The organism is Streptomyces sp. NPDC032126 (assembly GCF_055580085.1).
In genome coordinates this window covers 392,652-416,246 of record NZ_JBVIMA010000003.1, presented here as the reverse complement: position 1 = coordinate 416,246, position 23,595 = coordinate 392,652, and the positions used below count along the sequence as shown (strand labels likewise).

The following is a 23,595-nucleotide window of genomic DNA, read 5'->3' as shown; positions in this document are numbered from 1 at the left end:
TTTCCCCCCCGCCCGACAAACCACCCCTCCCCCCCCCCCCCCCCCCCCCCCCCCCCCCCCCCCCCCCCCCCCCACCCCCCCCCTCCCCCCCCCCCCTCCCCCCCCCCCCCCCCCCCCCCGGGGGGGTGGATCAGGACGGGTCGCCGTACTGGAGGCCGCGGCCGTTGGTGCCGATGTAGACGCGGCCGAAGGTGTCGGGGTCGCCGGTGATGAGGCCGAAGCTGCCGATGGCGCCCCATTGGTGGGCGTCGTCGTTGACGCGGAGCCAGGTGGCGCCCTTGTCGGTGGAGCGGAACACTCCGGTGACGTTGTTGACGGTGCCGAGCAGGTAGAGGGCCTGGTAGTCGGTGCCGGGCTTGGCCTTGCCGAAGCCGAGGGCGGAGGCGGACTTCACCGAGCCGAGGGTGGTGAAGGTGCGGCCGCCGTCGGTGGAGTGGAGCAGGCCCCGGTCGCCGCCGGAGAGCCACAGGTCACCCGCGACACCGGGGACGGCGCTGAGCTTCCCGTTCGGCAGGTTGGAGGTGCGGGCACCGAAGGTCGCACCGCCGTCGGTGCTGGCGTAGAGCGTGCCGTTGCTCAGCGAGTAGAAGGTGTTGGCCGCGGACCGGTCGGCGACGATCACGGCGTCGTTGCCGAGGCCGTTGACCCTCGACCAGCTCGCGCCCCGGTCGGTGGAGCGGTACGGGGCCTGGCCGGCCTCGGCCCAGACGAAGCTGGAGCCGTCCGCCGCGATCGCGATGTGGCCGCTGTCCGCACTGGGCACCGGCTCGCCCTTGAAGCCGCTCCAGGTGTGGCCGCCGTCGGTGGAGAGGGCGCCGTCCTCCTTGCCGTTCCGGCCGACCCGGACCACCAGCGAGGGGTTGGACTGGGCGAAGTCGACGGAGGTGCTGGCGTACATCTCCGGGTTGACCAGCCGGCTGGTGGGTTGCTTCGTCACGTCGTCGTACACGAAGCCGCCCTGGTCGCCCACCGAGGTGATGAGGGCGGCGGCGCCGGGCGGGGAGACCAGGTCGTAGTACGCCGTCTCCTCAAGCCCGCGGGCTCCGATGAACCAGTGGCTGGTGCCGCCGTTGTCGGTCGCGTTGGCGTCCTTGCTGGCCCAGATGTTGTTGCCGGTGCCGTACATCACGTGCCCGGAGTCGAACGGGTCGATGCTCAGCGCGGTCATCCAGTGCCCGATCCCGGTGCCGAGGTACGGGGCGATGGAGGCGTCCCGCACGGACCTGTCGGACTGGGTCTTCCAGGTCGCACCGCCGTCGGTGCTGCGGTAGACCTCGTCCTGCGGCCACCAGCGGTCCAGCGTGGTGACCATCACCGTGGACGGCTTCTGCGGGTCGACGGCCAGACCGGCGAACCCGTAGTTGCCCTGCGACGGCGAGATGTTCTTCCACGCCCCGCCGGCGTACTTCCACACCGAACCGCCCGACACGCTGTTCGGGCCTGGGTGGTCGGTGTACGTCACGTACAGCGAACCGTCACCGGAGAGCACACCGTGCTGCGGCATCTGGCCGGTGGGCTGCCCGGAGACCGCCTGCCAGGAGTTGCCGCCGTCGGTGGACCGGTACAGGTTGGTGGACTTGTCGGCGACGCCGACGTAGACCGTGTTGCTGCCGGCCGCGCCGTACGTCACGAAGGAGATGCCGGTGCCGAAGCTCGCGCCGTCCTTGACCGGGAACGAGGAGACCTGGTTCCAGGTCTTACCGGCGTCGGTGCTGCGCCACAGGCCGTTCTTGCGGGTGCCCAGCAGCAGGTTGTCGTGGTTCGCGGGGTCGATCACCAGGCGCTCGCCCGCCCCGCGGCCGTCCTCGTTGCCGCCCAGCTTGAACGGCAGGTCGGTGTGCTGGAAGGTGCGGCCGCGGTCGGTGGAGCGCAGGATCTCCCCGTTGCCCGCCCACTCGTTGGTGTAGGTGCCGGCGGCGAGGTAGAGCCGGTTCGGGTCCACCGGGTCGGTGGCCAGCGACTCGATGCCCAGCAGGTTCCAGTCCTTCTCGCCGACCCAGTCGGTCAGCGGTATCCACTGCTCGGCGCCGGTGTCCCAACGGTACGCGCCACCCATGTCGGTGCGCGCGTACAGCAGGCCCTTCTCCTTCTGGTTGAAGACCAGGCCGGTGACGTAACCGCCGGCCGTCACCGGGGCGTTCTTCCACACGTACGGTCCGGCGGACGCGGGCTGCGCACTGCTGCCACCGCTCGTGCCGGCCTCGCCGGTCTTCACCAGCTTCCACTGCTGGTTGGCGCTGCCGATGGCCGGATACTGCACGACCTCGACGCCGTTGGCCGTGGAGCCGCCCAGGACGTCCAGGACCTGGCCGCTCTTGCGGGAGGTGAAGGTGACGGCGTCGGAACCGCTCACATCGTCGATCCGCCACTCCTGGGAGGTGGCGGAGCTGTCGGTCTGCTGCTCGGTGACCGCCGACCGCGCGGTCGAGTCGCCCTTGATGCCCAGCACCTTGCCGCTGTTGCGGTTCACCAGCTCGTAGTAGCCGTCCCCGGTGGGCCGCAGCCGCCACTGCTGGTTGGCGGTGTTCTGGTCGGTCCACTGCTGGATGCGGGTGCCGTCGGCGGTGGAGAAACCGTTGACGTCCAGCACCTTGCCGCTGCGTACGGAGACCAGCCGGTAGTAGGCGGCGCTGTCGATCGTCGCGGCCTGGGAGTCGTCCTGCGTGAACAGGAGGTACGGCACGGCGGCGAGGGGCACGCCGAGCACGACGGCGGTGGCGGTCCAGCGACGACGGTGACGCCCGCGGCGCCCACCGTTCGGGGGGTTGTTCATGGGGAGGCGTTCTCCTTGGAGCCGTTCACGGGGGAACGGATCCGGCCACCGGAACTGACCGGATCCGCCCCCTTGTGGTCACAGCCTCCGCAAAGGGTTGCCGCGATCCGCACAACTTTTTTTCGCGCGGGGTCAGCGCTTCAGGGTGAAGGTGAAGTCCGTGGTGAGCCTGGTGTTCAGCCGGGCGGCCGAGACGAGCCCGCCGTCGGCGATCAGTCGCTCGACCTCGGCCCGCGACAGACCGCAGCCGTCGGCGATCAACCGCACCGGCCGGACCGGGATCGGCGCCGCGAAGTGGACCGAGACGTCGATCACCTCGCGGTCCAGGTGATCCGACCCGCCGGTGTCGAGACGCCAGGCGCCCTCCCAGTCGAGGGCGATGCGCGTACGGCGCCGTACGACCGGATCCTGGAGCAAGTCGGCTGCCAGGGAAGGGTCGTTGTCGTGCATCCGATCCAGCAGCCCGGGCCGTACGGAACGCACGTGAACCCGCTCCAGAATCGGCAGCTTCGCCGTGTCCCCGCACGCGGTGCAGAGCACCAGGAGCCAGGCGTCGAGGAGTTTGTGGTTCGCGTTGACACGAAACTTGCCGTCCGCCCGGAAACGCCCGGACGCGCAGGAATGACAACGGCGGAGGACGGTAGGAAGGCAGGTGGGCATGACCACCCAGCTGTGCAGCACAGAAATACACCGATTCCAGTGAGAAGTCCGCAGCGAAAAGAGGCGCGGCGCAATGGCGCGACGCGCGACACATCAGCTCTCGGGAGGTCTCACACGGTGTACAACGGCAGGTCCTTGCCTCGGCGACTCGATCCACCCGCACGCTAGCCCGCCCCGCCCGCCCCCCTCCAACGGTTTTCGACGACCTCGCCGTGCAGGGAGCGAGCGGGCCGCTTAGCCTGGAATTAACGGCATCAGTGTGGGCTGGGCTGTCGTCCGCAGGGAGACAGATCATGACGATTGCACTGATCGAGATCAGCGCCGGCCATGGCGACACGGTGGCGAAAGTGGCGCTCCGCTATCGCTGGTTCATCCCTGGAGCCGACCCCTGGGACAGGATCACGCCCTCTGCGACCTCTTTCCCGGAGTCGGGGACATGGACATTCGGCGCGGAGAGCGACTCGGGATGGGATCTGGAGATGCAGACGTCGGCGGAGGGAAAGGTCGCCACCCTCTGGGGCTTCGCCAAATTCGACGACCTCAAAGCCGGCCTGCGCGGCCAGGGCTCTTTCCTGCCGCAGGGCTATGACATACCCGCGATGACCCAGATCGAATGGCACGTCCTCGAAATCAGTTGAGCGGTGAGCGGTGCCTGATCGGACACACATCGGGGATTGCCGGTCAGCCGAGCCTGTAGTCCGCGTGTGGCACGGCCAGGGCCCAGACGGCTTCGAAGGCGTCCGCACACAGCTTCACCACGGCCGGATCATCGGTGAACTCTTCGTCGTCCGGGGCGAGTTCGCCGTCGCCGGCGAAATGGTGGAAGACGACCGAACGGTCGTCAAAGAGCCAGTAGTCGTTACCGGGCAGGGCCAGCCCGGACGCGCGTCGGCGCGGTAGCCAGCGCACCTGCTCGCCCGCCTCCACGGTGGGTCGCGTCAGGTGGTGTTCGAATCGGATGTAGTCCGACACGGGCTCCGACACGATCCGCGCCCTTCGTATCTCGACTCCCCGGGCCACGAGATCGGCGAGGAGCCGGAGCCACGGCCGCCGCTCGGGATCGCTCGCCGCGGGATCGTCACGGACACCGTGCTGCCAGGCGGTGAATCGAGGATCGGAACGCATGTACTCGTCGCGCATCTCCAGATGCACGGCGGAACGGACGCATCGCCGCAGTCGCTCCTCAACAGTCGGCACTGCCACCGTTCTTCACCTCCGGGAAGAACTGCACCATGCGCTTCGGGATCTCGATCACGTCCTCATGGCGGGGAAGGGCTCTCCGGATCCTGGCCGAGCTTGATCAGGGCCATGCTGCCTCCCTTGTCGTGGGCCATCCCTGCTCGATCTTGCGAGCACAGCGGGTCGGAGGCCAGCAACTTGCGGGAACTTGCGCGCCGGTGCGTGGACGCTGTCAGGCCGTGGCCAGTTCGCACCACACGTACTTGCCGCGGTTGCCGAATCTGGAGAGGGGCTGCCAGCCCCACAGGGTCGAGCAGGACTTCACCAGGGCGAGGCCCCGGCCGTCCTCCTCCGCGGGCAGGCTGTGCGACTCGCTCGGGAAATCCGGCGGCTCCGGGTCCGCATCCCACGCGCCGATAGCGGAGCACCCCACCCGACCAGCGCACCCGCATCGCCGCCGGACCCTCGGTGTGGAGGACGGCGTTGGAGATCAGCTCCGCCGCGAGGAGCTCCGCTGTGTCGACCAGGGCGATCAAGCCGTGCAGGGTGAGGATCAGGCGGAGGGTGCGGCGACAGACGGTGACGGCTCGGGGGTCGTTCGGGATGTAGAGGGAGTACTCCCACGGTTCGTCGGTGGGGGTCGTGGGGGTTTCGAGCATGCGGCAACTCCGGGTCACGTCAGTGGTGTTGAGGTGATCTGCGGTGCGCGGGCGGTGGCAGTGCCGCAGCCGTCTTGGCAGGGCGGAGCGGTGCGCTTCCGGGGTCCCGGGGATTCCGCAGGGTGTGCGTCGCGTCACTGACAGTAGAGGAGAAAATTCTCCCGTCGCAACCTGTTGCCGTAATCTGGCGCCTGAACGAGGCACGCCCCAAGGGGCGTTGGGGACGGGAGAGGCAATGGCGCCGAGGAGCAATCCAACGGCTCGGCAAGCGCGCCTGGGGGTCGAATTGCGCAAGCTTCGCGAGGCAGCGGGGCTAAAGGCGCGTGAGGCAGCGGCGTTCCTGAATTCGACTTCGGCACAGATGAGCCAAGTGGAAGCCGGCATCTCCGGTGTCAGCGAAGAACGCGTCCGCCGGCTCGCGGCTCATTACGGCTGCGCGGACGAGGCGTTCGTCAACGCTCTCGCCGCCATGGCGGGCGAACGGTCCCGCGGCTGGTGGGACGAGTACCGCGGAGTACTGCCCCAAGTGAACCTGGACCTGGCGGAGGCAGAAGACCGGGCGACGTTCCTGCACGAAGTCGTGATCACGTACGTCCCCGGTCTCCTCCAGACCCCTGACTACGCCCGGGCAGTCTTCCGGTACATGCGCCCGGAGCTCCCCGAGAGCGAACTGACGCCCCGAGTGGAGCATCGAATGCGGCGACGGGCCGTGATCGAGGGCGACAACCCGACCCCGTACGAAACCGTCATCCACGAGTGCGCCCTGCGCATCCGTGTGGCCGACCGCCAGACCTCCAGGACCCAGCTGCGCCTGATCCTGGACGAGATCGAGAGAGGACACGCCACCGTGCGGGTCATCCCTCTCGACCAGGACGGCTTCGCCGGCGCCGACGCCTCGCTGCTGTACATGGGCGGCCCGGTGCCGAAATTGGACACAGGACACCTCGACGCCCCCACAGGACCCCTGTTCATCGACGCGGAAGCGCACTTGAATCGGCTCCGAACACTCTTCCGTACGGTGCAGAAGTCATCGTTGGATCCCTCGGGGTCCCGGGACTTCATCCACCGGCTGTCGAAGGAACTCTGATGCACTGGCGAAAGTCCACTTACTCCGGCGGCGGAGAAGGCAACAGCTGCGTCGAGATCGCAGAGCTCCCCACCCCCCGAATAGCCATCCGCGACTCCAAGACCCCCACCCGAGCCACCCTCACCTTCCCCGCCGCCTCCTTCGCGGACTTCGTCGATTACGTCAAGAGCACATCCGTCCGCGAGTGACCGACGTTCGGGTCTTACGGACCGGTGACATGCCGGTCCGGGGCCGCTTTCGGTGACCGGTGCCGTCCTAGCGTGAGGGTATGCGTGTACTGGTCACCGGCGGTGCCGGGTTCATCGGGTCCCATGTCGTCGACGTCCTGCGGTCGCGTGGGCACGAGCCGGTCGTGCACGACGTGCGCGCCGAGCCGGGCCATGACGTGCGCGACCCCGGTGCCGTCGACCGCGCCCTCGCCGGGATCGACGCGGTCTGCCACCAGGCGGCCATGGTCGGCCTCGGTGACGGCGTCGCCGACGCCGCCGAGTACGTCTCCCGCAACGACCTCGGCACCGCCGTCCTGCTCGCCGCCATGGCCCGGGCGGGCGTACGGCGGCTGGTGCTGGCCGGGTCGATGGTGGTCTACGGGGAGGGCCGCTACGACTGTCCGCGACACGGCGTCGTACGCCCCGGCCCGCGTGCCGTGGCCGACCTCGACGCGGGCCGCTTCGAACCCACCTGCCCCCGGTGCGGCGCCGACCTCTCCCCCGGCCTGGTCGGCGAGGAGGCCCCGACCGATCCGCGCAACGTCTACGCCACGACCAAGCTCGCCCAGGAGCATCTGGCCGCCGCCTGGGCCCGCGTCACGGGCGGCTCGGCGGTGTCGCTGCGCTACCACAACGTGTACGGGCCGGGCATGCCCCGCGACACCCCGTACGCCGGAGTCGCCTCGTTCTTCCGCTCGGCGCTCGCCCGGGGCGAGGCACCGCGCGTCTACGAGGACGGGCGGCAGCGGCGGGACTTCGTGCATGTGCGGGACGTGGCGGCCGCGAACGCGACGGCGCTGGAGGCGGAGGTCGCCCCGGGCGTGCTCACCGCGTACAACACCGGCAGCGGTGACCCGCGCACCGTCGGCGAGATGGCGCGGACGCTGGCCGCCGCGTACGGCGGACCCGAGCCGGTCGTGACCGGCGCGTACCGGCTCGGCGACGTACGGCACATCACCGCGGACTCGGCACGGCTGCGGGACGCGCTCGGCTGGAAGCCGGAGGTCGGCTTCGAGGAGGGCATGACCGAGTTCGCGCGCGCCGGCATGCGGGGCGCCTGACGGGGACCCGGCCCAGAGGACCGGTGGTGCTGCTCGCCTCAGGAAGCGGCGGCGGGCAGCACCACCTCGAAGCGGCAGCCGCCGGGGATGTTGCGTACGGTGGCGCGCCCCTGGTGGGCCTCCACGATCCCCCGGACGATGGCGAGCCCCAGACCGGCCCCCGCCGGAGGCGTCCGGGCATCCGTGCCGCGCCAGCCGGTGTCGAAGACGCGCGGCAGGTCCTCCTCGGGGATGCCGCCGCAGCCGTCCGTCACCGACAGCACCACGCCCTCGGGCGAACGCTCGGCGGCGACCGCGACCGTACCGTCGGCCGGGGTCCGCCGGATCGCGTTGACCAGCAGGTTTCCCAGCACCCGGCTCATCTCCTTGCCGTCGACCTCGACCGGCACCGGGTCGACGCGCTCGCCGATCAGCCGTACGCCGTACTCGCGGGCGAGCGGGTCCGCGCCCGCGAGGGCGTCGCCGACGAGGTCGTACAGGGAGATCCGGGAGGGGGTCAGCGGCAGTGTCCCGGCGTGGATGCGGGACAGTTCGAAGAGGTCGCCGACCATGTCGTTCAGGCGCTCCACCTCGGTGCGGATCTGCCGCAGATAGCGGTCGGGGTCGGCGGCCACCCCGTCCTCCAGGGCCTCCGACATCGCCCGCAGCCCGGCCAGCGGGGTGCGCAGATCGTGCGAGATCCAGGCCACCAGTTCGCGCCGCGAGGTCTCCAACGCCCGTTCCCGCTCGCGTGATGCGGCGAGGCGGGCGCTGGTGGCGGCCAGCTCGCGGCTGAGCGCGTCCAGTTCGGCGGTGGCCGGTCCGGTGGGCGCGGCGAAGGCTCCGGCGTCACCGAACGACCGTGCGGCGAGGGCGAGTTCACGGCTGCGGGCGACGACCCGGCGGCCCAGCAGCAGGGCGGTGACGAGCGAGACGACGGCGGCCATGGCGACGACGGTGGTCACCACGCTGAGGTCGTGCCGGGACAGGAACATCGCCTGGGCGACGGCGAGCGTGCCCGCGAGCATCGCCACCACCCCGACGGCCGCGACCACGGCCAGGGACACCGTGAGCGACCGCCGTCGGATCATCCGCAGCACGGCCGCCCCGGCCAGCCCGCTGGCGGCGGCGCCGAGGAAGGCGTAGAGGGCGATGAGCAGGGTGTCCCGCATCGTCAGGACACCCCCGCGCCGCCGACGCCGAACGCGCCGCCGGGACCGGACGCGCCGCCCGGGTCGAAGCGGTAGCCGACGCCCCACACCGTCTGGATCAGGCGGGGCCGGGCGGGGTCGTCCTCGACCTTGCCGCGCAGCCGCCGTACATGCACGGTGACGGTGGACAGGTCGCCGAAGTCCCAGCCCCACACCTCGCGCATCAGATCCTCGCGGCCGAACGCCCGCCCCGGGTGCCGCAGGAAGAAGGCGAGCAGGTCGAACTCGCGCAGGGTGAGGGCGAGTTCGGCACCGTTCTTGGTGGCGCGCCGGGCGGCGGGGTCGACGGTCAGATCGGCCGCGCCGAGCGGGCCGGCGTCCACGCGCGGCCGGGTCCGCCGCAGCACCGACTCGACGCGCAGCACGAGTTCACGCGGGCTGAACGGCTTGGTGACGTAGTCGTCGGCGCCGACCTCCAGGCCGAGAATGCGGTCGTCCTCGTCGCCGCGCGCGGTGAGCATGATGACCGGCACCGGCCCGCCCTGACCGCGCATCCGCCGGCACACCTCCAGGCCGTCCATGCCGGGCAGCATCAGATCGAGGACGACGAGGTCGGGCCGGTGCGTGGCGGCGCGGGTGAGGGCCGTGGGGCCGTCCTCGGCACGGTCGACCACATAACCGGCCCGGTCCAGATACCCGGCGACGACCTCGGAGACGGTGGGATCGTCATCGACGACCAGGACCCTCGGTGCCCCCGGAGTCTCGTACGACTGCTGCATACGTCCAGCCTGGCACCGCCCCCGCGCCGGTGCGGGCCCAGGGGGCCGACGTCCACGTTTCGTAAGGAGCCTCGGCCCGTTATGTCCGTTCTCCCTTCGTAGGGTGAGAGCGTGACGACCCCACCACCCACCGTCGACGTGGTGCTCCCCTGCCTGAACGAGGCCGAGGCCCTGCCCTGGGTCCTCGCCCGCGTCCCGGCCGGCTGGCGCGCACTCGTCGTGGACAACGGCTCGACGGACGGCTCGGCGCGGATCGCGGCGGAGCTGGGCGCGACCGTCGTACGCGAAGCCCGCCGGGGCTTCGGCGCGGCCTGCCACGCGGGCCTGACGGCGGCGACGGCCGAGATCGTCTGCTTCTGCGACTGCGACGCGTCGCTGGACCCGTCCCTGCTGGTGCCGTTCGTCGCGGAGCTCGACGCGGGCGCGACGGACCTGGTCCTGGGCCGGCGCCGCCCCGAGCGCCGGGACGCCTGGCCCCTGCACGCCCGGGCGGGCAACACGGCCCTGTGCGCACTGCTCCGCCGCCGAACGGGCCTGCGTCTGCACGACCTGGGCCCGCTGCGGGCGGCCCGCCGAAAGCCCCTGCTCGACCTGGACCTGACGGACCGCCGAAGCGGCTACCCGCTGGAGATGGTGGTCAGGGCGTCGGACGAGGGCTGGCGGATCGGCGAACGGGACGTCCCCTACCGCCCGAGAACCGGCAAGTCGAAGGTGACGGGCACCTGGCGGGGCACCTGGCAGGCGGTGCGTGACATGAGCGCCGTCCTGGCCGTCACCGGCGCCGACCTCGCCCGGAGTCCGAAGTGACCACCATTCTGGTCATCGCCAAAGAGCCCCTCCCCGGCAGGGCGAAGACCCGCCTCACCCCGCCCTTCACCCCCGCCGAGGCGGCAGCTCTCGCGGAAGCGTCCCTCACGGACGCGCTGCGGGCGGTCGCGGCCGCTCCCGCGAAGAGGCGGGTCCTCGTCCTGGACGGCGCCCCCGGCCCCTGGCTGCCCCCCGGTCTGGACGTCGTACGACAATCCGGCGGCGGTCTGGACGAGAGGCTGGCCCACGCCTTCGCCGGCTGCACGGGCCCGGCCCTCCTGATCGGCATGGACACCCCCCAGGTCACCCCGGGCCTCCTCACCGTGGACTTCGCGGACTGCGACGCGTACTTCGGCCCGGCCGAGGACGGCGGCTTCTGGGCGCTGGGCCTGGCCGCCCCCGACCCCTCGCTCCTGCACGGCGTGCCCATGTCGACGCCGGAGACGGGAGCGGTCCAGCGGGAGCGCCTGCTCGCGGCGGGCCTGCGCGTACGGGATCTGCCGTGTCTGCGGGACGTGGACACGGCGGCGGACGCGGCGGCGGTGGCCGCCCTCGCCCCGCACGGGCGTTTCGCCGCCCGCCTCGCCGCGTGCACCCCCACGGCCCGCACCCCCACGGCCCGCCCATGACCGCCGCCGCGTGGTCCACCGCCACCCCCTACGACACGGCCCTGCGCACCGGCCGGGGCCCCCTCTTCCTGCGCCGCGACGACGGCTGGCTGCTCCCCCTGGACGTCGAACGCTGGTGCGCGCGGGCCGACGCGGTCGACCGGGCCGTCCTGGACCGCTGCCAGGGCTCCGTCCTGGACGTCGGCTGCGGCCCCGGCCGTCTCGTCGCCGAACTCGCCGCGCGCGGCCGGACCGTCCTCGGCATCGACGTCAGCGAGGCGGCCGTCGCCCACACGATCGCCTTCGGCGGCCAGGCCCTGCGCCGCTCCGTGTTCGACCCGCTGCCCGCCGAGGGCCGCTGGGGCACGGTCCTCCTCATGGACGGCAACGTCGGCATCGGCGGCGACCCGCGCGCCCTGCTCGACCGGGCCGCCGCGCTCCTCGCCCCCGGCGGCCTGCTGATCGCCGAGACGGCCCCGGTGGACGTCGACGAACGGACCCACGTCCAGGTCGTCGACGTCTCCCTCGTCCAGCCGGTCGGCAGCCCCTTCCCGTGGGCCCGCCTGGGCACCCCCGCCCTGCTGCGGCACGCGCGCCGCGCCGGATGGCGGCCGGCCGCTCAATGGACCTCCGGCGGCCGCCGTTTCGCCGCCCTGCGCAGCCGCAGTGCCAGCAGCAGCGCCGAGCCGCCGAAGAGGACGGCGGTGATCAGCAGCCAGCGGGCCGCGAAGCCGTCCGGGGACAGCCCGGTGGCCGACCGGTAGCGGGCGTCGACCCGCCCGCTGATCAGCGGGAACCATACGAGCAGCAGCAGCCCGGACAGCGCCGCCGGCACCCGCACGTACATCGCCCACTCGCGCCGCCGGACGCCGGCGAGGCCCCGTACCAGGCCCCGGTCGACCGTCGCGTAGAGCGGCAGCAGCACCAGGTCGTGCAGCAGGGCCGCGCCGACGAACCACAGCGCCACGCCGAACCGGTCACCGTCGAGCAGCCGAACACCGGCGTAGGCGGCGAGGGCGAACGAGCAGGCCAGCAGGAGCAGTTGGAACGGGCTGCCGACTTTCGGCTTCAGCCGGGTGAGGGATCGCGGCATCACAGGTCTCCGAACGTCAGCCGGGCCACCCACTTGGTGTTGAGCACACCGGGCGCGGCGGGCACGATGACCCGCGCCGGGTAGCCGTGGTCGGGGGTCAGGTCCTCGCCGTTGACGTACAGGGCGAGCAGGGAGCGCGGGTCGGCGACCTGGTTGGCGCGCAGGGCCGCGCGGCGGAAGGCGCCGTGCCGCTGAAGGGACTCCACGAACACGTCCGGCGGATCGTCGTCGTACCCGACGAGCGCGGCGAGGTCCCGCAGCCGCACCCCGCGCCACCACTGGTCCGACGTGGACCAGCCCTCGACACAGGCGATGGGCAGCGCCGAGCTGTGCAGGGGCAGCCGGAGCAGGTCGGCGCGGGTGAGCCGGACCGTGCCGGTGCGGCCGCTGACGACCAGCCGCCAGGCGTCCTCGCCGGTCTCGGCGGGCACGATGCCGGCGTAGCGGGCCGTCTTGTTGATCTGGAAGCCGCCGGGGCCGCTGCCGGGGTCGGCTCCGCCGTGCGGGGCGAGCAGGGCGGTGCGCCGCAGCCCGTCGAAGCCCTGGCCGACGGTCGTCGCGAACAGCAGGAGCGAACTCCCCCCGACGAACCACAGCGCACCACGCCGGGACACGGTGGGCGCGCCGGGCCGGGGCGACACAAGACCGTCCACCTCTTCCCGCACGTCCCGCTGCTCCCCCTCGTCCCGCACGTGCCGTACGTTGCGCAACGCGGCGGGGGTCTTGAGTGCGGCGTGGGCGACGAACGCCGCGAAGAAGACCCAGGCCCCGTAGAAGTGCAGCCGGTAGAAGGAGCCGGGGAAGACGTAGTCCAGCTGGACGTTGAGCACTCCGGTCGTGAACTCGAACAGCGCGCCGCCGACCAGCAGCAGCAGCGAGATCCGCTCCAGGGCGTGGGCGAGCGAGCGGGCCGGCGGCAGGGTGAACAGTCTCGGCACCACCGACCACAGCTTGGCCAGCAGCACGGGGACGAGGGTGATCCCGAGGGTGACGTGGACGCCCTGGGTGAGCCGGTACAGCCAGGGCGGGTCGGTGGGCCAGGCGAAGAGGTAGAAGCCGAGGAGGCCCTTGTCCGGGGTCTTGTCGTTCACCGGCGACAGGTCCGGGTTGTAGGCGGCGTAGGAGACGAGCCCCGTCACGAACAGCACGGTGATCCCGAAGAGCAGGACGAGTCCGAGAACGGCGGTGAACCGGGGCCCGCGTACGGAGCTCCGCCAGAAACCGGGCGAGGTGGGAAGCCGTAGGCGTGGGTCGCGCATGTCCCGACCGTAGGCCGGGAGCCCCCCGCCGGAGCGTCCGCGACCCATGACGAAAGGCTGACGTCCCCGGCGCGCACCACCCCGCCGCCCCCACCCGGCCCTAGCGTGCCGATGTGACCCCAGACCCGTCCACCGCCCCGGACACCACCCCGCGCACCAACCGCGCAGCCCTTCCCACCACCACGGTCGGGGCCACCGCCGCCGCCACCCTCGCCGCCGCCCTGCTGGTCACCGCCGCCGTCCTCATCGGCCGCCACATCCAGCGCACCGACCACACCCTCCGCGTCAACTGGCCACCGCTGCTCGGCAGTTGGGGACCGCACACCGGTCCCGGCACCCCCGCCGCCGTCCTCCTCGCGGTCGCGGTCGTCGCGTACGGCCCCGCGCTCGCCGCCCGCCTCCCCTGGCGCGGGCTGCTCACCGCCACCTGGGCGGGGGCGACGGCCTGGATCCTCTCCCTCGCACTGATCGACGGCTGGCGGCGTGGCATCGCGGCCCGGCTCACCACCCGCCATGAGTATCTCCAGGTCATCGACCGTTTCGACGACATCCCGGCGGCCCTGCGGGACTTCACGCACCACATCCTGCTCGACTCCCCCGACAACTGGCCCGCCCATGTCGCGGGCCACCCCCCGGCGGCCACCCTCACCTTCGTCCTGCTGGACCGCGTCGGCCTGCGCGGCGGCGGCTGGGCGGGGATCTTCTGCGTCACCGTGGGCGCCACGGCCTGCGTGGCCGTCCTCGTCGCCGTGCGCGCGCTGGCCGGCGAGGCCCTCGCCCGGCGGGCGGCGCCCTTCCTGGTGCTGGCCCCGGCCGCCGTGTGGATGGGCACGTCGGCGGACGCGTACTTCGCGGCGGTCGCCGCCTGGTCGATCGCCACGCTGGCCCTCGCGGTCACCGGCCGCTCCCCCGCCTGGGCGGCCCTCTCCGGCCTCCTCTACGGCCTGACCTGCTATCTCTCCTACGGCCTGACGCTGATCGCCCTCCTCGGGGCGGCGGTGCTGCTGCTCGGCCGCGAACGGAGGCGACCGCTTCCCTGGCTGCTCGCGGGGGCGGCCGTCGTGCCGCTCGCGTTCACCCTGCTCGGCTTCCCGTGGTGGGAGGGGTACGACCTCCTGGTCACCCGGTACAACCAGGGCGCCGGCGGTGTCCGCCCGTACGCGTACTGGGTCTGGGCGAACCTGGCCTGCACGGTCCTGATCACGGGCCTGGCCACCTCGGCGGCCCTCCCCCGCGCGGCCACCGCCCTGCGCTCCCCGGGACACCCCGACGCCCGCCGGCTCGCCGTCCTGGTGACCGCCGGCCTCCTCGCCGTCCTCGTCGCCGATCTCTCCGGGATGAGCAAGGCGGAGACCGAACGCATCTGGCTGCCCTTCGCCGTGTGGCTCTTCCCGGTGTGCGCGTTCCTCCCCCGCCCCCGAGCCTGGCTGGCCGCCCAGGCCGTCCTGGCCCTCCTCGTCAACCACCTGGTCCTGACCGGGTGGTGAGCACCCATGGGCCGGACGGGGGCGCGTCCACACCCTGTGGACAGCCGCCGCTCCCGGCAAGCGCTCCCCAAAGATCGCCGGTTCCGTACAACCCTCTGCCACCCCCCAATGGTCCAACCCCCGCCGGTCGCACCGCAGGCGCCGGCTGATCACCGTCGCACCTAGGGGTGTTGCCATGCCTTCTGTCTCCGTGGGCCGTGCCGTACGGCGCGGGGTCTGTGTCGTCGCCGTCGGGGGAATGGCCCTCGCCGCCGCCGGGGTCGGGACCGCGTCCGCCGACGAGGCGCAGACCGACAACCTGTGGATCCAGGCCCCGTACGACCAGACGGTCACCGTCGCTCCCGCGGGCGGCGCCGCCCAGTACCGCTCGCTGGCGCTCGGGCTCTACCACGACAACGACTACTTCACCGTGACCGGCGGCAAGCTCACCGTCGACATCTCCGGTCTCACCGGTGTCGCCGAGGTGTCCTGGCCCGCCAACTGCGCGCCGTCCGACACCGGCACGACCGCCGTGTGCGACACCGGTGACGTGCCGACCCGCTACGCGCCCCAGGTCGACCTGAAGGTGCGGGCCGTGGACGGCGCCACCGTCGGCGCCCAGGGCACCATCACCTACACCGCCCAGGCCACCGGCGGCCCCGACGGCACGCTCGTCGCGGGCGAGGGCTTCTCGACCAACGTCACCGTCGCCTCCGGCGCCGACCTCGGCATCGCCAACCCGACCTCGCTCACCGGCGTCGCCCCCGGCACCGTCCTCACCGCCCCGTCCGCCATCACCAACACCGGCAACGAGGCCGCCCAGGGCTTCACCGTCTGGATGTCGGCGTCGTACGGCCTGGACTACCTCACGAAGTTCCCCCAGTGCACGTACCCCGACGCCGGGGCGAGCCGCGACATGAAGCAGGTCAACTGCACCTTCGACACGGTCATCGCGCCGGGCGCCACCGTCGAGCTGCCCAAGGCGCTGAAGCTCGCGGTCAACTCCCACGCCCTGTACGACCGGTTCGACATCAGCGTCCAGCCGGGCGGCGGCGCCACCGACCTGGACGGCAGTGACAACTACCGCGCCTGGAGCATCGAGGCCACCAACTCCGCCGACTTCGCGGTGCGCGGCACCGAGGTGCGCGGCGCGGCCGGCTCGACCGTCGACGCCACGTTCCGCTTCGTCAATCGCGGGCCGGCCTGGGTCGCCCACGTCTTCTCCGGCGACGCGCCCGCGCTGATCGACTTCACCCTGCCCGAGGGCACCACGGCGACCACGGTCCCGGACCTGTGCCACCCGCGCTCCGGCGGCGGGGGCGAGGAGTCGCTCGCGCAGGGCACCGGCGCCGCGACCTACACCTGCTACCTGCCGTCCGCGGCCTTCCCGGGCCTCAAGGTCGACTACGGCTTCAAGCTGCGCGTCGACCGGGTGATCCCGGGCGCGACGGGCACGGTCGTCGCCCGCCCGGAGTCCGGGACGTCCTTCCCGTTCGACCCGAACGCCAAGAACAACACGGCGAAGGTGGTCGTGAACGCGGCGGGCTGAGACCCGAGGAAAAAAGAAGGGGGCGGGCCCAAGGGCCCGCCCCCCTCCTGCGCGCTCGATGTCAGGGCACGTCGATCAGGTCGTACGCCGGGACGGTGACCGTGCGGTGTCCGGGCGTGCCGCCCAGGACGACCTTCCGCAGGGACACGTTGTTCTTGGTGTTGGCCTCCTGGAGACGGCCGGCCGGGTTGGCCTTGACCTCGATGTAGTACGTGCCGTTCGGCAGGTCGGTGATCTCGAAGGACTGACCGGGCCGGGACTGGCTGTACGTGTCACCGTTGCCGACGTCGAGCACCTCGCGCACGGAGATGGCGCTGCGCTCACCGCAGGCCGTCGACAGATCGGTGTTGTAGGGGTGCCAGTTGGCGTTCTTCACCGTGTAGTCGACGGCGTCGGTGTTGGCGAGGCAGAACGCCTCCTTGCCGCTGCGCACCGCGTGGCTGCCGTCCGCGCTGAGCAGCCGGTAGCTGGCGAAGTCCGTGAAGTGCCAGTGCTCGTGGCCGTGCCGGGCGTCGTACTCCATGGTGCCGGTGGGGGTGTAGCCCACCTGCTTGCCGTTGGCGTCGTAGAAGTACTGGTAGGCGTCCATCAGATCGGCGCCGGGCCGGCGGAAGCCGTCGACCACGAGCTTGGACGGGCCCGCGTTCCAGACGTTGGCGCTGAAGGCGAGGTAGTCCTTGCCGGGTACGGCACCTTCACCTTCCTCGCCGTCGGTGATGGAGATGCCCCAGGCGGGCAGCGGGCGCAGGTCCGGCTTGGGCACGTTGGCCGCCACCCCGGCGCGTCCGGTGGGCCGGTGCGCCGCGGCCTTCGGGGTACGCGAGGTGCTCTGCGCGAGGGCGGAACGCCGCATCCCGTGCCCCTCGCCGCCGTCGCCGTCGTGGACCTCACGGACCGTCACCTTGACGGTCGGCTGGTCGTTCGGGATCCCGAAGAGGTCCCGGTACTTCTTCGCGACGGACACCTTGGCCGTGTACTCGCCGGCCGGCAGGTCGACCGGGTGGTCGTAGTCGACGTTGCCGGCATTGGCCGCCCACCCCTTCTCGATGCCCCAGACCGAGCCGAGGGTGAAGGGGTTGGTGGGACAGCTGTCCGGGTAGTGCGAGGTGGCCGGCGCGTCCGGACGCATCCGTCCGGAGGCGTTGTTGGGGCAGAAGGTGCCGTTGCTCTTGGACACCACCCTCCCGGCGGCGTTCGTGATGGAGACCTCCAGGAAGCCGGGCATCCCGGAGAAGTCCTTCACGAGCCCGGCGGGCAGCGTCTTCTCGCTCACGGTTCTGCCATTGCGCAGAACCTGCTTGGCGACGACCGGATCCTTGTACGACTTGCGCGTCACCTTCATCTCGAATGGCGCCTTGTCGGCGGCGACATACGTCCCGAGGTCGAGGTAGACCCCGGGTTCCCCCTCGTACCGGTCGAGCGTCACGGACTTCGACGCGGCGATCAGCTTGAGCTGGGGCGTCCCGGCCGGAGCGGCGGCCTGCGCCGTGCTGGGAGCGACCCCGGAGATGGCGACGACGGTGAGCGCGGCCCCCGCGGCGAACGCCCCCCGCTTCAGGCCCTTGCGATGGTGCTGACTGTTCATCGGTACCTCGTCTACGAGTGCCATGGTCAGTGGCATCGGACCGAACACACCCACACACCGGCCGACCACACGGACACACCCCACGCGTCCGACGACCGAGCCTGTGAGCACCCTGTGAGAGGGCCAATTCGGGGGCGGTGGTTGCCTGTTGAGGTCAATTTCAACGAATCGGGTGACGAGGCCGTCCGGGGGGCCCATGCTCACCTCCATGACCTTGATCGACCGGCGGCCCTGGTTCGTGGCCAACGAACTGCTCGCCTTCCTCGTGGAGTTGGCGGCGATCGCCTCTCTGGGCTGGTGGGGCTTCACCGCCGGCAACGGAACCGCCGTCCACGTCCTGCTGGGGCTCGGTACGCCCGCCGCGGCGATCGCCCTGTGGGGGCTGTTCGCGGCGCCGAAGGCCCGGCTGCGGCCGCGACTGCCGTTCGCGCTGGCCGTCAAGGCGGTGGTGCTGGGCGGTGGAGCGGCGGCGCTGTACGGGGTCGGGCATCCGGTCGCCGCCGCCGTCACGGCCGTGATCGTGATCGCGAACACCGCCCTCGCCGAGACCTCCAGAGCGGCCGCGGCATGAGTTCTTCCGGCTGCCGTTTTCGCCGGTGCTGAGCCATGATGACCCGTTGTGCCGCACATCCCTCGCCCGCCCCTGCTCGGCGCTCTCCTCTCGCTGCTGCTCATCGGCCTGGCCTGCGCGCCGCTCGGCGAGCAGAAGGCAGCGCCGCTCCCCGCACCCCCCGGCACCCCCCGGCCCGCCTTCGGCGCGTACGTCGGCTACGACGCCGCGGGTGTCCGGCGCATAGCGGGACTGGACGACTGGCTGGGCCCGGCCACGCCCCGGGTCGGCCACGCCTACCTGCCCGGTGACCGCTGGAGCAACATCGAGGGCGCGCCCGGCTATCTGGAGCACTGGGCGAGCTGGCGCAGGGCGGCGCGGGACCGGCTGTTCGTCCTGAACGTCCCCCTCCTGGAGCGCGCCGAGGACCATCTGCCCGACGCCGAGGTCCGCACGGAGCTGCGGCGGGGCGCACGCGGGGCGTACGACGACCACTTCCGCGCGCTGGCCGGCAGGCTGGTCGCGCTGGGCGTCCCCGACACGGTCCTGATCCTCGGCTGGGAGATGAACGGGACCACGTACACCCACCGCTGCGGCCCGGACCCCGAGGCGTGGAAGGCGTACTGGATCCGGATCGTGGAGGCCGTGCGCTCGGTCCCCGGCCAGCGCTTCCGCTTCGAGTTCACCCCCACCCGCGGCCGCGACGCGATCCCCTGGCCGCAGTGCTACCCCGGCGACCGGTACGTCGACATCATCGGCATGGACGCCTACGACGCACCGCGCGGCCTCTCCTTCGACGAGCAGCTGCGCGAGCCGTACGGCCTGTGGGCCCACGCCCGTTTCGCCCGGGCCCACGGCAAGCCGCTGTCGTACCCCGAGTGGGGCCTGTTCGAGAACGGCGACGACCCGGCGTACATGCGCGGCATGTTGACCTGGATGGCGAGCGCGCGCCCGCTGTACCAGACGATCAGCGACTACTGTCCGCACGGCGTGTGGCGGTGCGGGCAGAACCCGAGGTCGGCGCGGGTGTACCGGGAGTGGATGAGCGGGGCGGGCCGGTGAGTGGGCCGTCCGGGGGAACGTACGGCGCGTAGCGGACGGGATGCCCGGGGCGCCCCGGCATCCGATCGGATGATCCGAGGATGCGACGAGAACACCACCGCATCCCGAGGAGCGCCGCACGCCTCATGGCCGTGGTGGCCACCTTCGCCGTGCTGCCGCTGATCGCCGGCGGGGCGGCGCCCGCGGCGGCGGGCGGTGGGGCGACGGTGCGGGCGACGGTCCGCGCGCACGAGAAGGCACGCGAGCTCGTGGACCGCCTGCGCCGCTCGGGCGCCCCGGAGTCCGAGGTGAAGGCCGCCGAACGCCGCCGGGCGGAGATCCGCGACCGGCTGTGGGACGAGCTGTGGTCGGCGGCCCGGGACGTCGGCGACCCGGTGGCCGTGGACCCCTCCGGCCGCGCCGGACACTGCCCGGTGGGCCGCCGCAGCACCGCCCCCCGCGCCACGGCGTCCTGGACCGCGCCCACCCGGTCCTACTGGCTGACCGCCCGCTACGCCGACAAGGGCGGCCACTGGAAACACCGCCACACCGGCCAGGACTTCGCGGTGAACGCCGGCACCCCGGTCTTCGCGGTCGGCCCCGGCACGGTCCGCGCCGCGACCTGCGGAGACGGCTTCGGCAACCAGATCCTCGTCCGTCACGCGGACGGCTACTTCACCCAGTACGCGCACCTGTCCCGCATCGACGTGCGCAAGGGACAACGGGTCCGGGCCGGTCAGCGTCTGGGCCTGTCCGGCGCGACCGGCAACGCCACCGGCCCCCATCTGCACTTCGAGGTGCGCATCACCCCGTACATCGGCTCCTCGGTGCCCCCGCTGCCCTGGCTGGCGCGGAAGTCGGTGTGGGTGACGGGGCTGCGCTGAGCCGGGGCTGCCCCGCCGACCAGGGGCAGCCCCGTGTGGTGCCGCCGGGGGGAGGCATGGCCGGGTTGGTTGTTCCGGCAGCCGTGGGGTTCAGTCTGTCCGGCCCGGCGCGTCCCGTCCCCCGGGCGGCGTGTTCAGGCTGCCAAAGGCGACGGGGGGCGCGGGCCGATCCACGGGAAGATCCGTACACGTAGTCCGGGAACGGGGCCCCGGGGCGCCCCTCCCGGCCCTACCTACGTATCCCTGCTGCCCGCCCGCGCCGGGATCTCCGTACGTGAGGTGACGCCCAGCTTCGCCAGGATGTGTTCCACGTGGGCGTCCACCGTGCGCTTGGAGATGACGAGCCGTTCCGCGATCTCCCGGTTCGACAGTCCCTCGGCGACCAGCGCGGCCACCTCGCGTTCCCGGCGGGTCAGGGCGGGCTCGGCCGTGCGGGGCGCCGGGCGGCCGGCGGGCGGCGCCGCGTCCGGCGCGGGCGGGGGAGCCGGTATGTCCGTGTCGGCCCGCACCGCCTCCAGCACCTCCCGGCCCGACATCCGCGCCCCGGTCTCCCACCACCGCTCGAACAACTCCCGCCCCAGCGCGGCCCGTACGTCCTCGCGCACCGCCTCCTGCTGCTCCAGCAGCCTCGGCAGCAGGGCGACCGGATCGCCGCCGAGACGCCGGGCGTGCGCCGCGTAGCCCATCAGCCAGCAGGCGCGCACATGACGTCCCCGCCGCGCGGCGTGCCAGGCCAGGCCGAGGCAGGCCAGGGCCGCCACCAGCACCTCGCCTATGTCCGCCGCCGCCTCCAGGGCGCTGCGGAAACACTCCGCGCCCTCCTCGTACTCGCCGTCCAGCGAGAGGATCAGACCGCGGGTGGCCACCGTCGACGCGTACAGCTGGCGTTCGCCGCGGCCGTCCAGGTACGCCAGGCCCGTCGCGCACAGTTCCAGCGCGCCCTGGGTGTCGCCGAACACCGCCCGCAGCAGGGCCGCCTCGTAGTGGATCACCCCGATGCCGAGGCCGTCCCCCGAGTCGAGGATGCGCAGCCGCGCGGCCTCCACCTCCCGCAGGCCCTCCGCCACCTCGCCGCCGAACGCCCGCATCGCGCCCAGGTACGCCTCCGCGAACTGCTCCACCCGCCGCTCCCCGGCCGCCCGGCCCGCCGCGAGGGCCTGCGGGAAACGCTCCAGGGAGGTCGCCAGGTCGCCGCTCCAGACGCCGAAGATGCCGGTCATCAGCAGGCCCCAGGCGCGCTCGGGGCAGTCCTGCGGGGTGCGTTCCAGGCCCTTGTCGATCCAGTGCCGGCCCTCGGAGAGGGTGCCGGCCGCCCGCCAGTACGGGCCCAGCCGCGCCGCCAGCCACAGCGCCCGCGCGCCGGTCCCCTCGGCGGCGACGCCGTACTCCAGCGCGGCCCGCACGTCGTCGATGTCGTCCCGCAGCGCCCGGTGCAGCCCGATCTGCGCGGGGCTGAGGAACTCGTCCCAGAAGCGTCCGGCCAGCCGCTCGTAGTACGCGAAGTGCCGCCGCCGTACGTCGTCGGCGTCGCCGGTCGCGGCCAGCCGCCCGGCGCCGTACTCCCGGATCGTGTCCAGCAGCCGGTAGCGGGCGCCGTCCTCGCCGATCCGCCGCACGACCGACTTGTCGACCAGCCCGATCAGCGCCTCCACGACCTGATGGTCCGTCAACGTGTCGTCGCCGCAGACCTGTTCCGCCGCCGACAGCTCGAAGGAGCCCGCGAACACCGACAGACGCGCCCACAGCAGGCGCTCCTGGGCGGTGCACAGGTCGTAGGACCAGTCGATGGCCGTACGGAGCGTCTGATGCCGGGTGAGGGCCGTACGGCGGCCGCCGGTGAGGACCTCGAAGCGCTGGTCCAGGCGGGCGACCAGCTCGGCGAGCGGGACCGCCCGCAGCCGCACCGCCGCCAGCTCCAGGGCCAGCGGGATACCGTCGAGGCGGTCGACCAGGGCGAGGACGCGGTCGCGGTCGGCGCCGGTGACCGCGCTGCCGCCCGTCACCGCCGCCGCCCGCCGGGCGAACAGATCCACCGCGTCGTCCCTGGTCAGCGGCGCGATGGGGATGCAGTGCTCGCCGGGGACGTCGAGCGGCTGGCGACTCGTGGCGAGCACGCTCAGGCCCGGGGCCTCGCGCAGCAGGATGTCGCAGAGCATCGCGCACGCGTCGACGAGGTGCTCGCAGGTGTCGAGGACGAGCAGCATGCGGCGCTCGCGCAGATGCTCCGCCACGGCGTCGAGCGGGGTCATGCCGGACTGCTCCGGCAGCTCCAGCACCCCGGCGAGGGTCGCCGGGATCAGCTCCGGGTCGTGCAGCGCGGACAGCTCCACCAGCCGTACGCCGTCCTCGAATCGGGGCGCCGCCGTGCCGGCCGCTCTCAGTGCCGTGCGGCTCTTGCCGACCCCTCCCGGACCCACCAGAGTGACCAGCCGGGCACGCGTCAACACGTCCCGGATCTGCCCGAGTTCCTCGGCCCGTCCGACGAAGCTGGTGATCTCCACGGGGAGTTGCCCGCCCCGCCGCTGTCCGAAGCCGAATCCCATGCCACCCCCGTGTGCGTGCAGCCATCAACCATCACAGCGTAAGCAGGCGACCGCCGAGGGTGAATGCCGCGACGACGAACGCGTATCACCCGCCCTGGTTACCCGGCTCGAAAACCCGCCCGAAGGGTGAGGGGTGGCCAGGGGCAACTAGGTCCTGCTCGGGCGGTACGTGGCCAGGGCCCAGATCACGAAGACGTCGATGGCCATCAGGGCGAGGGACCACAGGGGTTCGTACGGCAGGAACATGAACTGGAGGATCAGGCTGAGGGCGGCGATGAGGATGCCGGTGGCGCGGGCCCACAGGGCGCCCTTGAGGACGCCCCCGCCGACGACGGCGTACACCGCGCCGAAGATCACCAGGAGCCAGCCCCAGCCGGTCAGATCGATCTCGTACGTGTAGTCCCCCACCCGGGTGTACACGTCGTCCTTCGCGATCGCCGAGATGCCCTGGAGGATCGCCAGGACACCGTTCACGAGCATCAGCACGCCCGCGAAGACGACGCCTCCGGCGGCCCAGCCGCTGTCGGCGGGCGGACCCGGTGCGGGGCCGGTGCCCTGGTGGGAAGGGTCCCAGATGGGCGACCCCCCGGCGGTCGGGGGATGCGGTTGATCGGTCATGGCCGTACCTCGTTCAGCGGAGTCGGCGTGCACGGGGCCGTGCTGCCTCGACCAT

At 72.3% G+C, this 23,595-nt stretch carries 21 protein-coding genes and 1 pseudogene; 12 read left to right on the top strand and 10 right to left on the bottom strand.

The window, feature by feature from the left end:
• Positions 1-130: 130 nt before the first annotated feature.
• Positions 131-2,773, bottom strand: coding sequence for an RICIN domain-containing protein (locus tag ACZ5NW_RS14840; RefSeq protein ID WP_468744204.1), 2,643 nt, complete (start codon positions 2,771-2,773; stop codon positions 131-133).
• A 132-nt stretch (positions 2,774-2,905) separates the two neighbouring features.
• Positions 2,906-3,433, bottom strand: coding sequence for a DUF1062 domain-containing protein (locus ACZ5NW_RS14835; RefSeq protein ID WP_468744203.1), 528 nt, complete (start codon positions 3,431-3,433; stop codon positions 2,906-2,908).
• A gap of 293 nt (positions 3,434-3,726) precedes the next feature.
• Here ACZ5NW_RS14835 and ACZ5NW_RS14830 point away from each other — a divergent pair, with 293 nt between their 5' ends.
• Positions 3,727-4,071 carry a hypothetical protein gene (locus tag ACZ5NW_RS14830; protein ID WP_468744202.1) on the top strand — a complete coding sequence of 115 codons (345 nt, stop codon included), beginning with the start codon at positions 3,727-3,729 and terminating at the stop codon, positions 4,069-4,071.
• A 43-nt stretch (positions 4,072-4,114) separates the two neighbouring features.
• Here ACZ5NW_RS14830 and ACZ5NW_RS14825 read toward each other — a convergent pair whose 3' ends face one another.
• Together ACZ5NW_RS14825 and ACZ5NW_RS14820 are read right to left on the bottom strand one after the other, a co-directional pair.
• The gene (locus ACZ5NW_RS14825; RefSeq protein WP_468744494.1) at positions 4,115-4,630 is read right to left on the bottom strand and encodes a DUF6879 family protein; all 516 of its coding nucleotides are present in this window, start codon (positions 4,628-4,630) and stop codon (positions 4,115-4,117) included.
• A gap of 214 nt (positions 4,631-4,844) precedes the next feature.
• Positions 4,845-5,271, bottom strand: a pseudogene (locus ACZ5NW_RS14820) (ATP-binding protein).
• A gap of 235 nt (positions 5,272-5,506) precedes the next feature.
• On the opposite strand from ACZ5NW_RS14820, the gene ACZ5NW_RS14815 reads away from it, so the two are divergent.
• From ACZ5NW_RS14815 to ACZ5NW_RS14805, 3 genes are all read left to right on the top strand, one after another.
• The gene (locus tag ACZ5NW_RS14815) at positions 5,507-6,358 is read left to right on the top strand and encodes a helix-turn-helix domain-containing protein (RefSeq protein WP_468744201.1); all 852 of its coding nucleotides are present in this window, start codon (positions 5,507-5,509) and stop codon (positions 6,356-6,358) included.
• On the top strand, positions 6,358-6,546 hold the full coding sequence (locus ACZ5NW_RS14810; RefSeq protein WP_468744200.1) for a DUF397 domain-containing protein: 189 nt from the start codon (positions 6,358-6,360) through the stop codon (positions 6,544-6,546). Before ACZ5NW_RS14815 ends, ACZ5NW_RS14810 begins: the two co-directional genes overlap by 1 nt.
• An 80-nt stretch (positions 6,547-6,626) precedes the next feature.
• On the top strand, positions 6,627-7,628 hold the full coding sequence (locus ACZ5NW_RS14805; protein ID WP_468744199.1) for an NAD-dependent epimerase/dehydratase family protein: 1,002 nt from the start codon (positions 6,627-6,629) through the stop codon (positions 7,626-7,628).
• Between the two features lie 38 nt (positions 7,629-7,666).
• On the opposite strand, the gene ACZ5NW_RS14800 is transcribed toward ACZ5NW_RS14805, so the two are convergent.
• The gene (locus ACZ5NW_RS14800) at positions 7,667-8,779 is read right to left on the bottom strand and encodes a sensor histidine kinase (RefSeq protein ID WP_468744198.1); all 1,113 of its coding nucleotides are present in this window, start codon (positions 8,777-8,779) and stop codon (positions 7,667-7,669) included.
• A 2-nt stretch (positions 8,780-8,781) separates the two neighbouring features.
• Complete coding sequence (locus tag ACZ5NW_RS14795; protein WP_468744197.1) at positions 8,782-9,537, bottom strand: response regulator transcription factor; 756 nt, start codon at positions 9,535-9,537, stop codon at positions 8,782-8,784.
• A gap of 111 nt (positions 9,538-9,648) precedes the next feature.
• Between ACZ5NW_RS14795 and ACZ5NW_RS14790 the strand changes: the two genes are divergently transcribed.
• Genes ACZ5NW_RS14790 through ACZ5NW_RS14780 form a run of 3 tightly spaced genes read left to right on the top strand, consistent with a single transcriptional unit; the run spans position 9,649 to position 11,716 of the window.
• Complete coding sequence (locus ACZ5NW_RS14790) at positions 9,649-10,344, top strand: glycosyltransferase family 2 protein (protein WP_468744196.1); 696 nt, start codon at positions 9,649-9,651, stop codon at positions 10,342-10,344.
• Positions 10,341-10,973 (top strand): TIGR04282 family arsenosugar biosynthesis glycosyltransferase, encoded by a 633-nt coding sequence (locus ACZ5NW_RS14785; RefSeq protein WP_468744195.1) that lies wholly within the window; start codon positions 10,341-10,343, stop codon positions 10,971-10,973. The genes ACZ5NW_RS14790 and ACZ5NW_RS14785 overlap by 4 nt, the downstream gene beginning before the upstream one ends.
• A complete protein-coding gene (locus ACZ5NW_RS14780; RefSeq protein WP_468744194.1) occupies positions 10,970-11,716 on the top strand; it encodes a class I SAM-dependent methyltransferase in 747 nt (248 codons plus the stop codon). The genes ACZ5NW_RS14785 and ACZ5NW_RS14780 overlap by 4 nt, the downstream gene beginning before the upstream one ends.
• Positions 11,717-12,044: 328 nt before the next feature.
• Here ACZ5NW_RS14780 and ACZ5NW_RS14775 read toward each other — a convergent pair whose 3' ends face one another.
• Complete coding sequence (locus ACZ5NW_RS14775; RefSeq protein WP_468744193.1) at positions 12,045-13,304, bottom strand: molybdopterin-dependent oxidoreductase; 1,260 nt, start codon at positions 13,302-13,304, stop codon at positions 12,045-12,047.
• 113 nt (positions 13,305-13,417) lie between these two features.
• Here ACZ5NW_RS14775 and ACZ5NW_RS14770 point away from each other — a divergent pair, with 113 nt between their 5' ends.
• Both ACZ5NW_RS14770 and ACZ5NW_RS14765 read left to right on the top strand, forming a co-directional pair.
• Positions 13,418-14,791, top strand: a complete 1,374-nt coding sequence (locus ACZ5NW_RS14770) for a hypothetical protein (protein ID WP_468744192.1) — start codon at positions 13,418-13,420, stop codon at positions 14,789-14,791.
• A gap of 175 nt (positions 14,792-14,966) precedes the next feature.
• Positions 14,967-16,319 (top strand): COG1361 family protein, encoded by a 1,353-nt coding sequence (locus ACZ5NW_RS14765; protein ID WP_468744191.1) that lies wholly within the window; start codon positions 14,967-14,969, stop codon positions 16,317-16,319.
• 61 nt (positions 16,320-16,380) lie between these two features.
• Here ACZ5NW_RS14765 and ACZ5NW_RS14760 read toward each other — a convergent pair whose 3' ends face one another.
• Positions 16,381-17,904 (bottom strand): lysyl oxidase family protein, encoded by a 1,524-nt coding sequence (locus tag ACZ5NW_RS14760; RefSeq protein WP_468744190.1) that lies wholly within the window; start codon positions 17,902-17,904, stop codon positions 16,381-16,383.
• Positions 17,905-18,112: 208 nt separating this feature from the next.
• On the opposite strand from ACZ5NW_RS14760, the gene ACZ5NW_RS14755 reads away from it, so the two are divergent.
• The 3 genes from ACZ5NW_RS14755 to ACZ5NW_RS14745 all read left to right on the top strand — a co-directional run bounded on the left by ACZ5NW_RS14755 (position 18,113) and on the right by ACZ5NW_RS14745 (position 20,379).
• Positions 18,113-18,475 (top strand): YrdB family protein, encoded by a 363-nt coding sequence (locus ACZ5NW_RS14755; protein ID WP_468744189.1) that lies wholly within the window; start codon positions 18,113-18,115, stop codon positions 18,473-18,475.
• Positions 18,476-18,523: 48 nt separating this feature from the next.
• Positions 18,524-19,516, top strand: coding sequence for a glycoside hydrolase family 26 protein (locus ACZ5NW_RS14750; RefSeq protein ID WP_468744188.1), 993 nt, complete (start codon positions 18,524-18,526; stop codon positions 19,514-19,516).
• Between the two features lie 80 nt (positions 19,517-19,596).
• Positions 19,597-20,379 carry a M23 family metallopeptidase gene (locus ACZ5NW_RS14745; RefSeq protein ID WP_468744187.1) on the top strand — a complete coding sequence of 261 codons (783 nt, stop codon included), beginning with the start codon at positions 19,597-19,599 and terminating at the stop codon, positions 20,377-20,379.
• A gap of 233 nt (positions 20,380-20,612) precedes the next feature.
• Here ACZ5NW_RS14745 and ACZ5NW_RS14740 read toward each other — a convergent pair whose 3' ends face one another.
• On the bottom strand, positions 20,613-22,922 hold the full coding sequence (locus tag ACZ5NW_RS14740; RefSeq protein ID WP_468744186.1) for an ATP-binding protein: 2,310 nt from the start codon (positions 22,920-22,922) through the stop codon (positions 20,613-20,615).
• Positions 22,923-23,069: 147 nt separating this feature from the next.
• Positions 23,070-23,540: a DUF7144 family membrane protein gene (locus tag ACZ5NW_RS14735; protein ID WP_468744185.1), complete on the bottom strand. Its 471-nt coding sequence runs from the start codon at positions 23,538-23,540 to the stop codon at positions 23,070-23,072.
• Positions 23,541-23,595: the final 55 nt, after the last annotated feature.